The 13,772-nt window shown below is 65.4% G+C and carries 23 protein-coding genes; all 23 read right to left on the reverse strand.

All coding sequences use genetic code 11. The features are described 5' to 3' along the window. Nucleotides 1-42 precede the first annotated feature (42 nt). On the reverse strand, nucleotides 43-492 hold the full coding sequence (rplO, locus tag SREC43747_RS0103245) for a 50S ribosomal protein L15 (RefSeq protein ID WP_029719718.1): 450 nt from the start codon (nucleotides 490-492) through the stop codon (nucleotides 43-45). Between the two features lies 1 nt (nucleotide 493). Beyond that, nucleotides 494-676: a 50S ribosomal protein L30 gene (gene rpmD, locus SREC43747_RS0103250; protein WP_029719719.1), complete on the reverse strand. Its 183-nt coding sequence runs from the start codon at nucleotides 674-676 to the stop codon at nucleotides 494-496. Between the two features lie 5 nt (nucleotides 677-681). Further along, nucleotides 682-1,281 (reverse strand): 30S ribosomal protein S5, encoded by a 600-nt coding sequence (gene rpsE, locus SREC43747_RS0103255; RefSeq protein WP_029719720.1) that lies wholly within the window; start codon nucleotides 1,279-1,281, stop codon nucleotides 682-684. A 35-nt stretch (nucleotides 1,282-1,316) separates the two neighbouring features. Next, on the reverse strand, nucleotides 1,317-1,718 hold the full coding sequence (gene rplR / locus SREC43747_RS0103260) for a 50S ribosomal protein L18 (RefSeq protein WP_051387630.1): 402 nt from the start codon (nucleotides 1,716-1,718) through the stop codon (nucleotides 1,317-1,319). 2 nt (nucleotides 1,719-1,720) lie between these two features. Next, nucleotides 1,721-2,260 (reverse strand): 50S ribosomal protein L6, encoded by a 540-nt coding sequence (gene rplF, locus SREC43747_RS0103265; RefSeq protein ID WP_029719722.1) that lies wholly within the window; start codon nucleotides 2,258-2,260, stop codon nucleotides 1,721-1,723. A gap of 15 nt (nucleotides 2,261-2,275) precedes the next feature. Continuing rightward, entirely contained in the window at nucleotides 2,276-2,674 is a 399-nt protein-coding gene (rpsH, locus tag SREC43747_RS0103270) for a 30S ribosomal protein S8 (RefSeq protein ID WP_029719723.1), read from the reverse strand. A 236-nt stretch (nucleotides 2,675-2,910) separates the two neighbouring features. After that, nucleotides 2,911-3,096, reverse strand: a complete 186-nt coding sequence (locus tag SREC43747_RS0103275) for a type Z 30S ribosomal protein S14 (RefSeq protein ID WP_029719724.1) — start codon at nucleotides 3,094-3,096, stop codon at nucleotides 2,911-2,913. Next, entirely contained in the window at nucleotides 3,096-3,659 is a 564-nt protein-coding gene (rplE, locus tag SREC43747_RS0103280; RefSeq protein WP_029719725.1) for a 50S ribosomal protein L5, read from the reverse strand. Before rplE ends, SREC43747_RS0103275 begins: the two co-directional genes overlap by 1 nt. A gap of 2 nt (nucleotides 3,660-3,661) precedes the next feature. Beyond that, nucleotides 3,662-3,976: a 50S ribosomal protein L24 gene (gene rplX, locus SREC43747_RS0103285; RefSeq protein WP_029719726.1), complete on the reverse strand. Its 315-nt coding sequence runs from the start codon at nucleotides 3,974-3,976 to the stop codon at nucleotides 3,662-3,664. Next, the gene (rplN, locus tag SREC43747_RS0103290; RefSeq protein ID WP_029719727.1) at nucleotides 3,976-4,344 is read right to left on the reverse strand and encodes a 50S ribosomal protein L14; all 369 of its coding nucleotides are present in this window, start codon (nucleotides 4,342-4,344) and stop codon (nucleotides 3,976-3,978) included. Before rplN ends, rplX begins: the two co-directional genes overlap by 1 nt. A gap of 152 nt (nucleotides 4,345-4,496) precedes the next feature. After that, entirely contained in the window at nucleotides 4,497-4,772 is a 276-nt protein-coding gene (rpsQ, locus tag SREC43747_RS0103295; RefSeq protein WP_029719728.1) for a 30S ribosomal protein S17, read from the reverse strand. Continuing rightward, the gene (gene rpmC, locus SREC43747_RS0103300; protein WP_029719729.1) at nucleotides 4,769-5,011 is read right to left on the reverse strand and encodes a 50S ribosomal protein L29; all 243 of its coding nucleotides are present in this window, start codon (nucleotides 5,009-5,011) and stop codon (nucleotides 4,769-4,771) included. Before rpmC ends, rpsQ begins: the two co-directional genes overlap by 4 nt. Then, a complete protein-coding gene (rplP, locus tag SREC43747_RS0103305; RefSeq protein WP_029719730.1) occupies nucleotides 5,011-5,430 on the reverse strand; it encodes a 50S ribosomal protein L16 in 420 nt (139 codons plus the stop codon). Before rplP ends, rpmC begins: the two co-directional genes overlap by 1 nt. Before the next feature lie 3 nt (nucleotides 5,431-5,433). Next, nucleotides 5,434-6,246 (reverse strand): 30S ribosomal protein S3, encoded by an 813-nt coding sequence (gene rpsC, locus SREC43747_RS0103310; protein ID WP_029719731.1) that lies wholly within the window; start codon nucleotides 6,244-6,246, stop codon nucleotides 5,434-5,436. Next, nucleotides 6,246-6,665 (reverse strand): 50S ribosomal protein L22, encoded by a 420-nt coding sequence (rplV, locus tag SREC43747_RS0103315; RefSeq protein ID WP_037331253.1) that lies wholly within the window; start codon nucleotides 6,663-6,665, stop codon nucleotides 6,246-6,248. The genes rpsC and rplV overlap by 1 nt, the downstream gene beginning before the upstream one ends. A 42-nt stretch (nucleotides 6,666-6,707) precedes the next feature. Then, the gene (gene rpsS / locus SREC43747_RS0103320; RefSeq protein WP_029719733.1) at nucleotides 6,708-6,989 is read right to left on the reverse strand and encodes a 30S ribosomal protein S19; all 282 of its coding nucleotides are present in this window, start codon (nucleotides 6,987-6,989) and stop codon (nucleotides 6,708-6,710) included. Between the two features lie 18 nt (nucleotides 6,990-7,007). Beyond that, complete coding sequence (gene rplB, locus SREC43747_RS0103325) at nucleotides 7,008-7,841, reverse strand: 50S ribosomal protein L2 (RefSeq protein WP_029719734.1); 834 nt, start codon at nucleotides 7,839-7,841, stop codon at nucleotides 7,008-7,010. 30 nt (nucleotides 7,842-7,871) lie between these two features. Then, complete coding sequence (rplW, locus tag SREC43747_RS0103330; RefSeq protein WP_029719735.1) at nucleotides 7,872-8,171, reverse strand: 50S ribosomal protein L23; 300 nt, start codon at nucleotides 8,169-8,171, stop codon at nucleotides 7,872-7,874. After that, on the reverse strand, nucleotides 8,168-8,839 hold the full coding sequence (rplD, locus tag SREC43747_RS0103335; protein WP_029719736.1) for a 50S ribosomal protein L4: 672 nt from the start codon (nucleotides 8,837-8,839) through the stop codon (nucleotides 8,168-8,170). Before rplD ends, rplW begins: the two co-directional genes overlap by 4 nt. Next, nucleotides 8,839-9,492, reverse strand: a complete 654-nt coding sequence (rplC, locus tag SREC43747_RS0103340) for a 50S ribosomal protein L3 (protein ID WP_029719737.1) — start codon at nucleotides 9,490-9,492, stop codon at nucleotides 8,839-8,841. The genes rplD and rplC overlap by 1 nt, the downstream gene beginning before the upstream one ends. Before the next feature lie 38 nt (nucleotides 9,493-9,530). Next, nucleotides 9,531-9,836 carry a 30S ribosomal protein S10 gene (gene rpsJ / locus SREC43747_RS0103345; protein ID WP_009948626.1) on the reverse strand — a complete coding sequence of 102 codons (306 nt, stop codon included), beginning with the start codon at nucleotides 9,834-9,836 and terminating at the stop codon, nucleotides 9,531-9,533. Nucleotides 9,837-10,321: 485 nt separating this feature from the next. After that, on the reverse strand, nucleotides 10,322-11,515 hold the full coding sequence (gene tuf, locus SREC43747_RS0103350; protein ID WP_029719738.1) for an elongation factor Tu: 1,194 nt from the start codon (nucleotides 11,513-11,515) through the stop codon (nucleotides 10,322-10,324). A 202-nt stretch (nucleotides 11,516-11,717) separates the two neighbouring features. After that, nucleotides 11,718-13,772 (reverse strand): elongation factor G (gene fusA / locus SREC43747_RS0103355; RefSeq protein ID WP_029719739.1); only part of this gene is annotated, 2,055 nt, incomplete at its 5' end.

A 13,772-nucleotide genomic window follows, 5' to 3' on the forward strand; every position in this document is an offset into this window, starting at 1 on the left:
CTGTGCGGAACGACCGGCCTGCGTGCCCATGTGAAGTCCGGTTCAGCGGTCCAGCTTGGTGACCGAACCACCCGCGGCGGTGATCTTCTCCTGGGCGCTGCCGGTGAACGCGTGCGCGGTCACCTCGAGCTTCACGCCCCCGAGATCCCCGTCACCGAGAATCTTCACCAGTTCGTTCTTCTTGACCAGGCCAGCAGCGATCATCTCGTCGATGCCGACCTTGCCGCCCTGCGGGAACGCCTTGGCGAGCTTCCCGACGTTCACGCCCTGGTACTCAGTGCGGAACCGGTTCTTGAAGCCGCGCAGCTTCGGCAGCCGCATGTGGATCGGCATCTGCCCGCCCTCGAAGCGCGGGGAGACGTTCTTGCGAGCCTTGGTGCCCTTGGTGCCGCGACCAGCGGTCTTACCCTTCGAGCCCTCACCACGACCGACCCGGATCCTGTCGCGCTTAGCACCCGGGGCCGGCCGCAGGTCGTGCAGCTTGATGACCATGTCAGTCGACCTCCTCGACCGTCACCAGGTGGCTGACGGTTTTGATCATGCCGCGCACGTTGGGGTCATCCGGGCGGATCACAGACTGGCGGATCTTGCGCAGACCGAGGCTGCGCATGGTGTCGCGCTGCTTCTGCCTGGTGCCGACCAGGCCACGCACCTGAGTGATCTTCAGCTGTGCCATCTGGATCAGACCCCCTGCCCTGCCCGGGCCCGCAGGACGAATGCCGGAGCAACGTCCTCGAGCGGCAGACCACGGCGAGCCGCGACCTCTTCCGGGCGCTGCAGCTGCTTCAGCGCTGCGACCGTGGCATGCACGATGTTGATCGGGTTGTCACTGCCCAGCGACTTGCTCAGCACGTCGTGCACGCCAGCGCACTCCAGCACCGCGCGCACCGGACCACCGGCGATAACACCGGTACCGGCGCTGGCCGGGCGCAGCAGCACGACGCCAGCGGAGTCCTCACCCACGACCGGGTGGGTGATGGTGCCGCCCAGGCGCGGGACGCGGAAGAAGTTCTTCTTCGCTTCCTCAACACCCTTGGCGATCGCCGCCGGAACTTCCTTGGCCTTGCCGTAACCGACACCGACCATGCCGTCACCGTCACCGACGACGACCAGCGCGGTGAAGCTGAACCGCCGGCCGCCCTTGACGACCTTCGCCACGCGGTTGATGGTTACGACACGCTCGAACTGCGGGGTCTTGTCCTGGGCCGCCCCGCCACGGCCACCGTCGCGGCGGTCCCGGCGGTTGCCGTCCCCGCCCTCACGCCGAGTGCGTCCAGGCATCAGGCGTCCCTTCCGTTGTCGTTCTTAGCCACTTGTCAGAACTCCAGTCCGCCATCACGCGCGGCGTCGGCCAACGCGGCGACACGGCCGTGATAGGCGTTGCCACCACGGTCGAACACGACCTTCTCGATCCCGGCTTCCTTCGCACGAGCGGCGACCAGCTCGCCGACCTTGGCGGCCTTGGCCTTCTTGTCGCCCTCGAAACCCTCGAACGACGACTCCTGCGAGGTGGCCGCGACGAGCGTGTGCCCCTTCGTGTCGTCGATCACCTGAGCGGTGATGTGCCGCAGGGAACGGCTGACGACCAGACGCGGGCGTTCCGGGGTACCGAAAATCTTCTTACGGACACGCGTGTGCCGCTTCGCACGGGCAAGCCGACGCACGGTCGAGACGTTCTTGCCCACCGGCTTACGCTTGGTAGCTGTACTCTCGCTCATGCTCACTTACCCGTCTTTCCGACCTTCCGGCGGATGTTCTCACCCGCGTAACGGACGCCCTTGCCCTTGTACGGGTCGGGGCGGCGCAACTTGCGAATCCGGGCGGCAACCTCACCCACCAGCTGCTTGTCAATGCCCTTGACAGACAGCTTCGTCGGACCGTCCGTGGCGAACTGGATGCCTTCCGGCGGCTCGATGACGATCGGGTGGCTGTAGCCGAGCGCGAACTCCAGGTTCGAGCCCTTCAGCTGGACGCGGTAACCGACGCCGTGGATCTCCAGGTCCTTCTGGTACCCCTGGCTGACCCCGATCACCATGTTGTTGATCAGCGTCCGGCTCAGACCGTGCAGCGACTTGCTGAGGCGCTCGTCGTCCGGGCGCTTCACCAGGATCGAGCCGTCCTCGTCCTTCTCCACGGTGATCGGCTCAGCGATCCGCTGCTGCAGCGTGCCCTTGGGGCCCTTCACCGTCACCACTTGGCCGTCGATGGTCACCTCGACGCCGGAGGGGACGGTGATCGGCAGCTTTCCGATGCGCGACATTCCGTGCCTCCTCCCTTACCAAACGTAGGCGAGAACTTCCCCGCCCACGCCTTTCCTCATCGCCTGACGGTCAGTCATCAGGCCGTGCGACGTCGAGATGATCGCGATGCCCAGACCACCGAGCACCTTCGGCAGGTTGGTGGCCTTCGCGTAGACCCGCAGACCGGGCTTGGAAACCCGGCGCAGGCCGGCGATGCTCCGCTCGCGGTTCGGGCCGTACTTCAGCTCGACAACGAGCTGCTTGCCCTTCTCGCCCTCCTCAACGCGGGATCCGGCCACGTAACCCTCGCGCTTGAGGATCTCGGCGATGTTCGCCTTCAGCTTGGAGTGGGGCATGCGGACTTCGTCGTGGTATGCCGCACTGCCGTTCCGCAGACGTGTGAGCATGTCTGCGATCGGGTCGGTCATCGTCATGACCAGCTCAACCTTTCTCGTCTGGTTCCGATGAGCCCCAACCGACCGGCGCACCGGGAAGTCTGGGCTCTGGCCTGGACGAAATCGGGGTTTCGCCCGCCGGGTGCTCCCGACAGGCCCTTACTCGTTTCGTTCGCGTGCAAGCACGGCCTTCGCCGCGGAGCTCGGGCATTTGCCCTGGTGTGACGCCCGATGAAGGGTACCGGGTGACCGGTTCCCCCCATCAGGCGGGCACATCACCAGGAAGCCTTGCTCACGCCGGGAAGCTCACCTGCGTGCGCCATTTCGCGGAAGCACACCCGGCACAGCCCGAACTTGCGGAACACCGCCCGCGGACGCCCGCAACGCTGACAACGGGTGTAAGCGCGGACCTTGAACTTCGGCTTGCGCGCGGCCTTGATGATCAGCGCCTTCTTGGCCATCAGTTCTCCTTGAACGGGAAGCCCAGGTGCCGCAGCAGCGCCCGGCCTTCCTCATCGGTGTTCGCCGTGGTAACGACGGTGATATCCATCCCGCGGGGACGGTCGATGGTGTCCGGGTCGATCTCGTGGAACATCGACTGCTCCGACAACCCGAACGTGTAGTTGCCGTGGCCGTCGAACTGCTTCGGCGACAGCCCGCGGAAGTCCCGGATGCGCGGCAGCGAGATGGTCACCAACCGGTCCAGGAACTCCCACATGCGGTCCCCGCGCAGCGTCACCCGAGCACCGATGGGCATGCCCTCGCGCAGCTTGAACTGCGCGATCGACTTGCGAGCACGGCGGATCTCGGGACGCTGACCGGTGATCGTGGCCAGGTCGCGGACCGCGCCCTCGATCAGCTTGCTGTCGCGGGCGGCGTCACCGACGCCCATGTTCACCACGATCTTGACCAGGCCCGGCACCTGCATCGGGTTCCGGTAGCCGAATTCCTTGGTGAGCTCACCGCGGATTTCCTCGCGGTAGCGCGTCTTGAGCCTCGGCACGATCTTTTCAGCAGTAGTCATGATCAGATCTCCTTCCCGTTGCGGCGGGAGATCCGAACCTTCTTGCCGTCCTCCCCGATGCGGTAGCCGACACGGGTGGGCTTGCCGTCGGAGTCGATCACCATCACGTTGCTCACGTGGATCGGGGCTTCCTGGGTGACGATGCCGCCGGACTGCGCACCCCGTTCGGTTCGGGAGACCCTGGTGTGCTTCTTGATCCGGTTGACGCCCTCGACAAGGACGCGCTGCTCCTTCGGGAAGGCCTTGATGACCTTGCCCCGAGCGCCCTTGTCCTTGCCGGAGATGACGACGACCGTGTCGCCCTTCTTGACCTTCATCACAAAACCTCCGGCGCGAGCGAGATGATCTTCATGAACTTCTTGTCGCGCAGCTCGCGGGCCACGGGGCCGAAGATGCGGGTCCCCCGCGGCTCACCACCGGGCTTGACCAGCACAGCGGCGTTCTCGTCGAACCGGATGTAGGAACCGTCCGGACGACGCTTCTCCTTCTTCTGGCGGACGATGACGGCCTTCACCACATCGCCCTTCTTCACGTTGGATCCGGGGATGGCTTCCTTCACGGTCGCCACAACGATGTCCCCGAGTCCCGCGTACCGCCGACCAGAACCACCGAGGACCCGGATCGTGAGGATCTCCTTGGCCCCGGTGTTGTCGGCGACGCGAAGTCGCGACTCCTGCTGGATCACGTCTGTCTCCTGACCCTAAGTGCACGAACCCTGGCGCCCGCACACACTCTGGCACGCCAAATTTCCGACCTGACGCGCGCGGTCAACTGCCGGCACACGAACCGGCCGACCGCTCGGGCTTTCCCAGCGGTCGGCCGACCGCAGTGCTTTTGTTACTTGGCCTTCTCCACGATCTCGACGAGCCGCCAGCGCTTGGTCGCCGACAGCGGCCGGGTCTCCATCAGCAGAACCCGGTCGCCGACACCTGCGGTGTTGGCCTCGTCATGCGCCTTGACCTTCTTGGTGGTGCGCATGACCTTTCCGTAAAGGGGGTGCTTCTTGCGGTCTTCGAGGGTAACCACGATCGTCTTGTCCATCTTGTCCGAGACGACGTAGCCCTCGCGAACCTTGCGGCGATTGCGGGTCACGCCCTGTCCTTTCTCAGTCATGCAGCGCCCTCCTCAGCGCCCCCAGGGGAGACCGACAGGCCCAGCTCGCGCTCGCGCATGATCGTGTAAATCCGGGCGATGTCCTTGCGGACGACCCCAAGCCGCCGGTTGTTCTGCAGCTGCCCGGTGGCCATCTGGAAGCGGAGGTTGAACAGCTCCTCCTTGGCCTCCTTGAGCCGCTGCACGAGCTCCTCGTCGTTCAGTTCCCGGAGCTCGGATGCGGTGACACCAGCTGCCATCAGAAGTCACCACCCTCGCGGGACACGATCTTGCACTTCATCGGGAGCTTGTGCGCAGCACGGGTCAGTGCTTCGACCGCGACCTTGTCGTTCGGGAACGTCAGCTCGAACATGATCCGGCCCGGCTTGACGTTCGCCACCCAGTGCTCCGGCGAGCCCTTACCGGACCCCTGACGGGTTTCAGCCGGCTTCTTGGTCAGCGGACGGTCCGGGAAGATGTTGATCCACACCTTGCCGCCACGCTTGACGTGCCGGGTGATCGCGATACGGGCGGCCTCGATCTGGCGGTTGGTCACGTATCCGTGCTCGAGCGCCTGAATCCCGTACTCGCCGAAGTTGATGCGAGTGCCTCCCTTAGCGAAGCCCTTGCGCTTCGGCGCGTGGCTCTTGCGCCACTTCACCTTGCGTGGGACGAGCACGTCTCAGCCCTCCGTCTTCTCTTCAGCCTTCGGCTCGGCCTGCGCCGGAGCATTAGCGGGGGCTGCCGCCTTGTCTCCGCCCTTGGCCCTGTCCGAGCTCTGCCGGCGACGGCGACCACCACGGTCGGAGCGGCGCTCCGAACGCGGTGCGCGAGCCTCAGCCTCCTGCTGCTGCTTCTGCTTGAGGCCGCCGATGAGCTCGCCCTTGTAGATCCACACCTTCACGCCGATGCGGCCGAAGGTGGTGCGGGCTTCGAAGAAGCCGTAGTCGATGTCCGCGCGCAGCGTGTGCAGCGGGACCCGACCCTCCCGGTAGAACTCCGAGCGGGACATCTCAGCGCCGCCCAGACGACCGGAGCACTGCACCCGGATGCCCTTGACCTGCGGCGAGCGCATGGCCGACTGGATGGCCTTGCGCATCGCGCGCCGGAACGACACGCGGTTGGACAGCTGCTCGGCCACGCCCTGCGCGACCAGCTGGGCGTCCGCCTCGGGGTTCTTGACCTCGAGGATGTTCAGCTGGACCTGCTTGCCGGTCAGCTTCTCCAGCGCACCGCGGATGCGGTCCGCCTCGGCACCACGACGGCCGATGACGATGCCCGGCCGAGCGGTGTGAATGTCCACCCGGACTCGCTCACGGGTGCGCTCGATCTCCACCTTGGAGATACCCGCGCGCTCCATCCCGCGAGAGAGCTGCCGGCGGATCTTGACGTCCTCCGCAACGTATTCCTTGTACTGCTTGTCGGCGTACCAGCGAGACTTCCAGTCCGTGGTGATGCCGAGTCGGAAGCCGTGCGGGTTGATCTTCTGACCCACTACCGGGCACTCCCCTTCTGGCTCTTTCGGGACTTGCTGGCCGCCTTGGGCCGCGACTCGACCTCGATCGTGATGTGGCTGGTCCGCTTGCGGACCCGGTACGCACGACCCTGAGCCCGCGGACGGAACCGCTTCAGCGTCGGGCCTTCGTCCACGTACGCCCGGTGGACCCACAGGGTGTCGGGGTCGAGAGAAAGGTTGTTCTCCGCGTTGGCGATCGCGCTGGCGAGCACCTTCGACACCGGACCGCTGGCGGCCTGCGGCGCGAACTTGAGCACGGCCAGGGCTTCGCTGGCGCTCAGGCCCTTGATGAGCTCGACCACGCGACGGGCCTTCATCGGCGCCACGCGGACGTAGCGGGCCCGCGCCACTGCCCGCGGGTTCGCCTCCGCGGCAGTGTCCTGGGTACGGGCTGTCATCCTGCTACCCCTCGCTCTTACTAGTTCGAGTCACAGACCCGCTCAGCGGCGGCGCGACTTCCGGTCTTCCTTGACGTGGCCCTTGAAGGTGCGGGTCGGGGCGAACTCGCCCAGCTTGTGCCCGACCATGGCCTCGGTGACATACACCGGCACGTGCTTGCGGCCGTCGTGAACCGCAAAGGTGTGGCCGATCATGTCCGGGATGATCGTCGACCTGCGGGACCAGGTCTTGATCACCGTCTTCTTGCCCGACTCGTTGAGCGCGTCCACCTTCTTGAGCAGGTGGTCGTCCACGAACGGGCCTTTCTTAAGGCTGCGTGGCATGCTGTTCTACCTCCCTGCTCAGCGCTTCTTGCCGGTACGACGACGGCGGACGATCAACTTGTCACTCGCCTTGCGGCGGCGGGTGCGGCCTTCCGGCTTGCCCTTCGGGTTCACCGGGTGACGACCACCGGAGGTCCGGCCCTCACCACCACCGTGCGGGTGGTCGACCGGGTTCATCACGACACCGCGGACGGTCGGGCGCTTGCCCTTCCACCGCATCCGGCCAGCCTTGCCCCAGTTGAGGTTGGCGTGCTCGGAGTTGCCAACCTCGCCGACCGTGGCACGGCACCGGGCGTCGACGTTGCGGATCTCGCCCGAAGGCATCCGCAGCTGCGCGTACGGGCCGTCCTTGGCGACCAGCTGAACCCTGGTCCCGGCGGACCGGGCGATCTTGGCGCCGCCACCGGGACGGAGCTCGATGGCGTGAACCACGGTGCCCGTCGGGATGTTGCGCAGCGGCAGGTTGTTGCCCGGCTTGATGTCCGCGCGCGGGCCGCTCTCGACGACATCGCCCTGCTTGATGTTGTTCGGGGCGATGATGTACCGCTTCTCGCCGTCGGCGTAGTGCAGCAGAGCAATCCGAGCGCTGCGGTTGGGGTCGTACTCGATGTGCGCGACCTTGGCCGGCACACCGTCCTTGTCATTGCGGCGGAAGTCGATCAGGCGGTAAGCCCGCTTGTGACCGCCCCCCTTGTGCCGCGTGGTGATCTTTCCTTGAGCGTTGCGACCAGCCTTGCGGTTCAGCGGCCGCACAAGCGACTTCTCCGGCTCCGACCGGGTGATCTCGGCGAAGTCGGACACGCTCGCGCCGCGACGACCCGGCGTCGTCGGCTTGTACTTGCGAATGCCCATTTCCAACGAACCTCGTCTTAATCAGCGCGGTCAGGAAGCCGGCCCACCGAAGATCTCGATCGGCTTGCTCTCCGGGTGCAGGGTCACGATCGCCCGCTTGGTGTCCTTGCGCTTGCCGAACCCGGTGCGGGTGCGCTTGCGCTTGCCCTTGCGGTTGATCGTGTTCACGTTCGTGACCTTGACGTCGAAGATCTTCTCTACCGCGATCTTGATCTCGGTCTTGTTCGAGCGCGGGTCAACCAGGAAGGTGTACTGGTTCTGCTCCAGCAGCCCGTAGCTCTTCTCGGAGATCACCGGCGCGATGATGACGTCACGCGGGTCGGAGCTCACTGGTCAGCCTCCTCTGCGGAAGACGCGGCGGCTTTGACCGAGCGGCCGGCGATAAACCGCTCGAGAGCGGCCTTGGAGAACACCACGTCGTCGTTGTTCAGGACGTCGTAGGTGTTCAACTGGCTCGGGTCGAGCAGGTGCACGTTCTGCAGGTTCCGCAGGCTCAACCAGGAGGTCTCCTCCTCGTTGCGGTTGAGCACCACCAGAACCTTCTTGGCCTCGGTCCAGTTGCGCAGCGCCGTCTTGGCCTGCTTGGTGGACGGCTTCTCCCCGCCGACCACGTGCGTGACGACGTGCAGCTGGCCCGCACGGACCCGGTCGGTGAGAGCGCCGCACAGGGCCTTGCGCTTCATCTTCTTCGGGGTCCGCTGCGCGTAGTCGCGCGGCTGCGGACCATGCACCGTGCCACCACCGACGAACTGCGGGGCGCGGATCGAGCCCTGGCGGGCGTTGCCGGTGCCCTTCTGGCGGTACGGCTTCTTGCCACCACCCGACACCATTCCGCGGGTCTTGGTGGCGTGCGTACCCTGCCGGGCTGCCGCCAGCTGCGCCACGACGACCTGGTGCAGCAGCGGAACGCTGGCCTCCACGTCGAAGATCTCGGCGGGCAACTCGACGGTGCCGTCGGTCTTGCCGTCCGGGGTACGGACGTCGAGCGTCAAGCTCATCACGCACCACCCTTCGCAGGACTCTTCACCAGAACCAGCCCGCCCTTGGGACCAGGAATGGCGCCCTTGATCAGCAGCAGGCCGGACTCGGCCTCAATCTTGTGCACCTTGAGGTTCTGGGTGGTGACGCGGTTGGAGCCCATCCGGCCGGCCATCCGCATGCCTTTGAAAACCCGGCCCGGAGTGGCGCAGCCACCGATCGAACCCGGCTTGCGGTGCACGGCCTGGGCACCGTGGCTGGACGGCTGCCGGTGGAAACCGTGCCGCTTGATGGTGCCCGCGAAACCCTTACCTTTGCTGGTGCCGACCACGTCGACCACCGCACCGGCTTCGAAGGTCTCCGCCGCGGTGATCTCCTGGCCCACTTCGTATTCACTGGCATCGGCGGTGCGCAGCTCAACAACGTGGCGACGCGGCGTGACACCGGCTTTGGCGAAGTGGCCGGCACGCGGCTTGTTCACCTTGCGCGGGTCGATGGCGCCGTACGCCAGCTGCACGGCCGAGTAGCCGTCTTTTTCGGGGGTGCGAATCTGGGTGACCACGTTCGGTTCGGCCTTGACCACCGTCACCGGGACAACCCGGTTGTTGTCGTCGAAGACCTGGGTCATACCGAGCTTGGTGCCCAGAATCCCCTTGATCTGCCTCTCAGACATGAGTCTCGTTCTCTCCAGCTACCTGGGGTCGCCGCGCCTTACTGGATGTTCACGTCGACGCTGGCTGGCAGGTCGATGCGCATCAGCGCGTCCACCGTCTTCGGCGTCGGTTCGAGGATGTCGATGAGCCGCTTGTGCGTACGCATCTCGAAGTGCTCCCGCGAGTCCTTGTACTTGTGCGGGGAGCGAATGACGCAGTAGACGTTCTTCTCCGTGGGCAGCGGCACCGGCCCGACGACCCGAGCGCCGGTGCGCGTCACGGTCTCGACGATCTTGCGCGCGGACGCGTCGATCGCCTCGTGGTCGTAGGCCTTGAGCCGGATGCGGATCTTCTGTCCCGCCATAGTGGCTTGCCGTTCCTCTAGTCTCGTGCCGCGGTTGGTTGTGGGAGCAGGCGCACCACGCCCTTCCGAGCGGATGCCCCACGCGGCCTCAGCCTTGTCTTGAGCCCCGATGAATCGAGCTCGACAGCCCTCGGTCCGCCCCTGTTCAGGTCTTTGGTGCCCGGTCCACGCGGTCGGGCGTGTCGCCCACTAACCACACACCGGTCCCCGCGAACGTCGCCGTGGGGATTGACCTTGCGGTCAGTACACCTTTGCTTTGTCAGCCACCCCAGTCGGTCCGCCGTCAAGCGGTGACCCGAACAAGGGCGTTTGTCTCGCGCCAGGGCGGTCGGACCTGCCAACTCGATCCGACCGCCCTGAACGAGCAACTTTTACAGGATGACATACCTGCTGCGTCATCCAGCATCGGGGGGTGGTTTCCGACGACCGCGATCACCGGAAACCAAGAGGGCCTGCCTCCGGAAGGGAGACAGGCCCTCGCCACGTCACTTGATGATCTTGGTGACGCGACCGGCGCCGACCGTGCGGCCGCCTTCGCGGATGGCGAAGCGCAGACCCTCTTCCATGGCGATCGGCTGGATCAGCTCCACCTTCATCTCGGTGTTGTCACCGGGCATGACCATCTCGGTGCCCTCAGGCAGGGTCACCACACCGGTCACGTCGGTGGTCCGGAAGTAGAACTGCGGACGGTAGTTGTTGAAGAACGGCGTGTGCCGGCCACCCTCGTCCTTGGACAGGACGTAGACCTGAGCCTCGAACTCGGTGTGCGGGGTGGTGGAGCCCGGCTTCACGACCACCATGCCGCGCTCGACTTCCTCGCGCTTGACACCGCGCAGGAGCAGACCCACGTTGTCGCCGGCCTGGCCCTCGTCGAGGAGCTTGCGGAACATCTCGACACCGGTGACGGTGGTCTTGATCGGCTTCTCCTTGATGCCGACCAGCTCGACCTCCTCGTTCACCTTGATGACACCGCGCTCGACACGGCCGGTGACGACCGTACCGCGGCCGGTGATCGAGAAGACGTCCTCGACCGGCATGAGGAACGGCTTGTCGACCTCGCGCTGCGGGTCCGGAATGTTCTCGTCGACCGCGTTCAGCAGCTCGAGGATCTTGTTGGCCCACTCCTCGTCGCCCTCGAGCGCCTTCAGCGCGGAGACGCGGATGACCGGAACGTCGTCACCCGGGAACTCCTGCGAGGACAGCAGCTCGCGGACCTCCATCTCGACGAGCTCGAGGATTTCCTCGTCGTCGACCATGTCGGCCTTGTTCAGCGCGACCAGGATGTAGGGCACGCCGACCTGGCGGGCCAGCAGCACGTGCTCACGGGTCTGCGGCATCGGGCCGTCGGTGGCGGCGACCACCAGGATCGCACCGTCCATCTGGGCCGCACCGGTGATCATGTTCTTCACGTAGTCGGCGTGGCCCGGAGCGTCAACGTGCGCGTAGTGACGCTTCTCGGTCTGGTACTCGACGTGCGAGATCTGAATGGTGATGCCGCGCTCTTTTTCCTCCGGCGCCTTGTCGATCTCGTCGAACGGCGTGAACGGGTTCAGCTCCGGGTACTTGTCGTGCAGCACCTTGGTGATGGCTGCCGTGAGCGTGGTCTTGCCGTGGTCAACGTGACCGATGGTCCCGATGTTGACGTGCGGCTTGTCCCTCTCGAACTTCGCCTTCGCCACTGGATTGTCCTCCTGGACTTGTTAACTTTCCGCCGTACGACTTGGTGTGCCAGGCGGAGTCCTGTCGGGTAACGGCGATCAGGCCTTCTCCGTGCGGATCCGGCCCGACCGCCGGTGGCGGGGATTCCTCCCCTGGTGCCTTCGCAGCATGCTCCTCGTCGGTGCCCGTTACCGGGTCAAGGAGTCCTGCCCGGGCAGCGGCTCACTCGCCGGTTGCCTTGGCGATGATCTCCTTGGCCACGTTGGCCGGAACCTCCGCGTAGGAGTCGAACTGCATCGAGTAGTTCGCACGACCCTGGGTCTTGGACCGCAGGTCGCCGACATACCCGAACATCTCCGACAGCGGTACGAGAGCCTTGACGACCCGGGTGCCGCTGCGCTCTTCCATGGCCTGGATGTGACCACGGCGGGAGTTCAGGTCGCCGATGACATCGCCCATGTACTCCTCGGGCGTGGTCACCTCGACCGCCATCATCGGTTCGAGCAGCACCGGATTCGCCTTAGCGGCTGCCTCCTTGAGCGCCATCGAACCCGCGACCTTGAAGGCCATCTCCGACGAGTCAACCTCGTGGTACTGACCGTCCACCAAGGTCACCTTGATGCCGACCAGCGGGTAGCCCGCGAGCACGCCGTACTGCATGGCGTCCTGAGCACCCTGGTCGACCGACGGAATGTATTCCTTCGGAATACGCCCACCGGTGATCTGGTTCTCGAACTCGTAGGTCGGGCTGTCCGAGGTCTGCTCGATCGGATCGAGCCGGATGACCACACGCGCGAACTGCCCGGAACCACCGGTCTGCTTCTTGTGCGTGTACTCGTACTTCTCGATCGAGTTGCGAATGGTCTCCCGGTAGGCCACCTGGGGCTTACCGATGTTCGCCTCGACCTTGAAGTCGGTCTTCATCCGGTTGACCAGCACCTCGAGGTGGAGCTCGCCCATCCCCTTGATGATGGTCTGACCGGTCTCTTCATCCTGTTTGACCTGGAAGGTCGGGTCCTCCTCCGCGAGCTTCTGGATCGCGGTGGAGAGCTTCTCCTGGTCCGCCTTCGTCTTCGGCTCGATCGCGACCTCGATGACCGGGTCCGGGAAGGTCATCGACTCGAGCACGATCGGGTTGGCCTGGTCGGACAGCGTGTCACCGGTCGTGGTCTCCTTCAGACCGACGACGGCGTAGATGTGACCGGCCTGCGCCTCGTCGACCGGGTTCTCCTTGTTGGAGTGCATCTGGAACAGCTTCCCGATGCGCTCCTTCTTGCCCCGGGTCGCGTTGAGGATCTGCGCACCCTGGCTCACGCGGCCGGAGTAGACCCGGACGTAGGTGAGCTTGCCGAAGAACGGGTGGACAGCGATCTTGGACACCAGCGCGGCGAACGGCTCCTCCACACTGGCCTTGCGCTCGGCCGGGGTCTCGCCGTCCGGAAGGGTGCCCTGCACCGGCGGGATGTCCAGCGGCGACGGCAGGTAGTCGACCACCGCGTCGAGCAGCGGCTGGACACCCTTGTTCTTGAAGGCGCTACCGCACAGGACCGGGAACGCTTCCTTGTTGACGGTCAGCTTGCGGATGCCGGCCTTGATCTGCTCGGTGGTGAGCTCCTCACCGCCGAAGTAGGCCTCCATCAGCTCTTCGTCGGTCTCGGCAACCGCTTCGACGAGCTGCTCGCGGTACTCCGCGGCCTGCTCGGCGAGCTCGGCCGGGATCTCCTCGACCTCGTACTTGCGCCCCTTCTCGACGTCACCGCGCCAGGTCAGCGCCTTCATGTGGACGAGGTCGACGACACCCTGGAAGTCGGACTCGGCACCGATCGGCAGCTGCACGACCAGCGGACGGGCGTTCAACCGCTCGCGGATCGTCTTGACGGTGAAGAAGAAGTCCGCGCCGAGCTTGTCCATCTTGTTGACGAAGCAGATGCGCGGAACGTCGTACTTGTCCGCCTGGCGCCACACCTGCTCGGACTGCGGCTCGACACCTTCCTTGCCGTCGAACACGGCCACCGCACCGTCCAGGACGCGCAGCGAACGCTCCACCTCGACGGTGAAGTCGACGTGCCCGGGGGTGTCGATGATGTTGATCTGGTGGTCGTTCCAGAAGGTGGTGGTAGCAGCCGAGGTAATGGTGATACCCCGCTTCTGCTCCTCCTCCATCCAGTCCATTTGAGACGCACCCTCGTGCGTCTCACCGAGCTTGTGGGTGATGCCTGTGTAGAACAGGATCCGCTCGGTTGTGGTGGTCTTGCCCGCATCGATGTGGGCCATGAT

This window comes from Saccharopolyspora rectivirgula DSM 43747 (assembly GCF_000497205.1).
Taxonomy (GTDB): domain Bacteria; phylum Actinomycetota; class Actinomycetes; order Mycobacteriales; family Pseudonocardiaceae; genus Saccharopolyspora; species Saccharopolyspora rectivirgula.

What these genes read in the sequence shown, in the direction of transcription:
- rplO (WP_029719718.1), bottom strand. Translation starts at nt 492, where the DNA reads ATGGTCATCAAGCTGCACGACCTGCGGCCGGCCCCGGGTGCTAAGCGC.
- rpmD (WP_029719719.1), bottom strand. Translation starts at nt 676, where the DNA reads ATGGCACAGCTGAAGATCACTCAGGTGCGTGGCCTGGTCGGCACCAGG.
- rpsE (WP_029719720.1), bottom strand. Translation starts at nt 1,281, where the DNA reads ATGCCTGGACGCACTCGGCGTGAGGGCGGGGACGGCAACCGCCGGGAC.
- rplR (WP_051387630.1), bottom strand. Translation starts at nt 1,718, where the DNA reads ATGAGCGAGAGTACAGCTACCAAGCGTAAGCCGGTGGGCAAGAACGTC.
- rplF (WP_029719722.1), bottom strand. Translation starts at nt 2,260, where the DNA reads ATGTCGCGCATCGGAAAGCTGCCGATCACCGTCCCCTCCGGCGTCGAG.
- rpsH (WP_029719723.1), bottom strand. Translation starts at nt 2,674, where the DNA reads ATGACGATGACCGACCCGATCGCAGACATGCTCACACGTCTGCGGAAC.
- SREC43747_RS0103275 (WP_029719724.1), bottom strand. Translation starts at nt 3,096, where the DNA reads ATGGCCAAGAAGGCGCTGATCATCAAGGCCGCGCGCAAGCCGAAGTTC.
- rplE (WP_029719725.1), bottom strand. Translation starts at nt 3,659, where the DNA reads ATGACTACTGCTGAAAAGATCGTGCCGAGGCTCAAGACGCGCTACCGC.
- rplX (WP_029719726.1), bottom strand. Translation starts at nt 3,976, where the DNA reads ATGAAGGTCAAGAAGGGCGACACGGTCGTCGTCATCTCCGGCAAGGAC.
- rpsQ (WP_029719728.1), bottom strand. Translation starts at nt 4,772, where the DNA reads ATGACTGAGAAAGGACAGGGCGTGACCCGCAATCGCCGCAAGGTTCGC.
- rpmC (WP_029719729.1), bottom strand. Translation starts at nt 5,011, where the DNA reads ATGGCAGCTGGTGTCACCGCATCCGAGCTCCGGGAACTGAACGACGAG.
- rplV (WP_037331253.1), bottom strand. Translation starts at nt 6,665, where the DNA reads ATGACAGCCCGTACCCAGGACACTGCCGCGGAGGCGAACCCGCGGGCA.
- rpsS (WP_029719733.1), bottom strand. Translation starts at nt 6,989, where the DNA reads ATGCCACGCAGCCTTAAGAAAGGCCCGTTCGTGGACGACCACCTGCTC.
- rplB (WP_029719734.1), bottom strand. Translation starts at nt 7,841, where the DNA reads ATGGGCATTCGCAAGTACAAGCCGACGACGCCGGGTCGTCGCGGCGCG.
- rplD (WP_029719736.1), bottom strand. Translation starts at nt 8,839, where the DNA reads ATGAGCTTGACGCTCGACGTCCGTACCCCGGACGGCAAGACCGACGGC.
- rplC (WP_029719737.1), bottom strand. Translation starts at nt 9,492, where the DNA reads ATGTCTGAGAGGCAGATCAAGGGGATTCTGGGCACCAAGCTCGGTATG.
- rpsJ (WP_009948626.1), bottom strand. Translation starts at nt 9,836, where the DNA reads ATGGCGGGACAGAAGATCCGCATCCGGCTCAAGGCCTACGACCACGAG.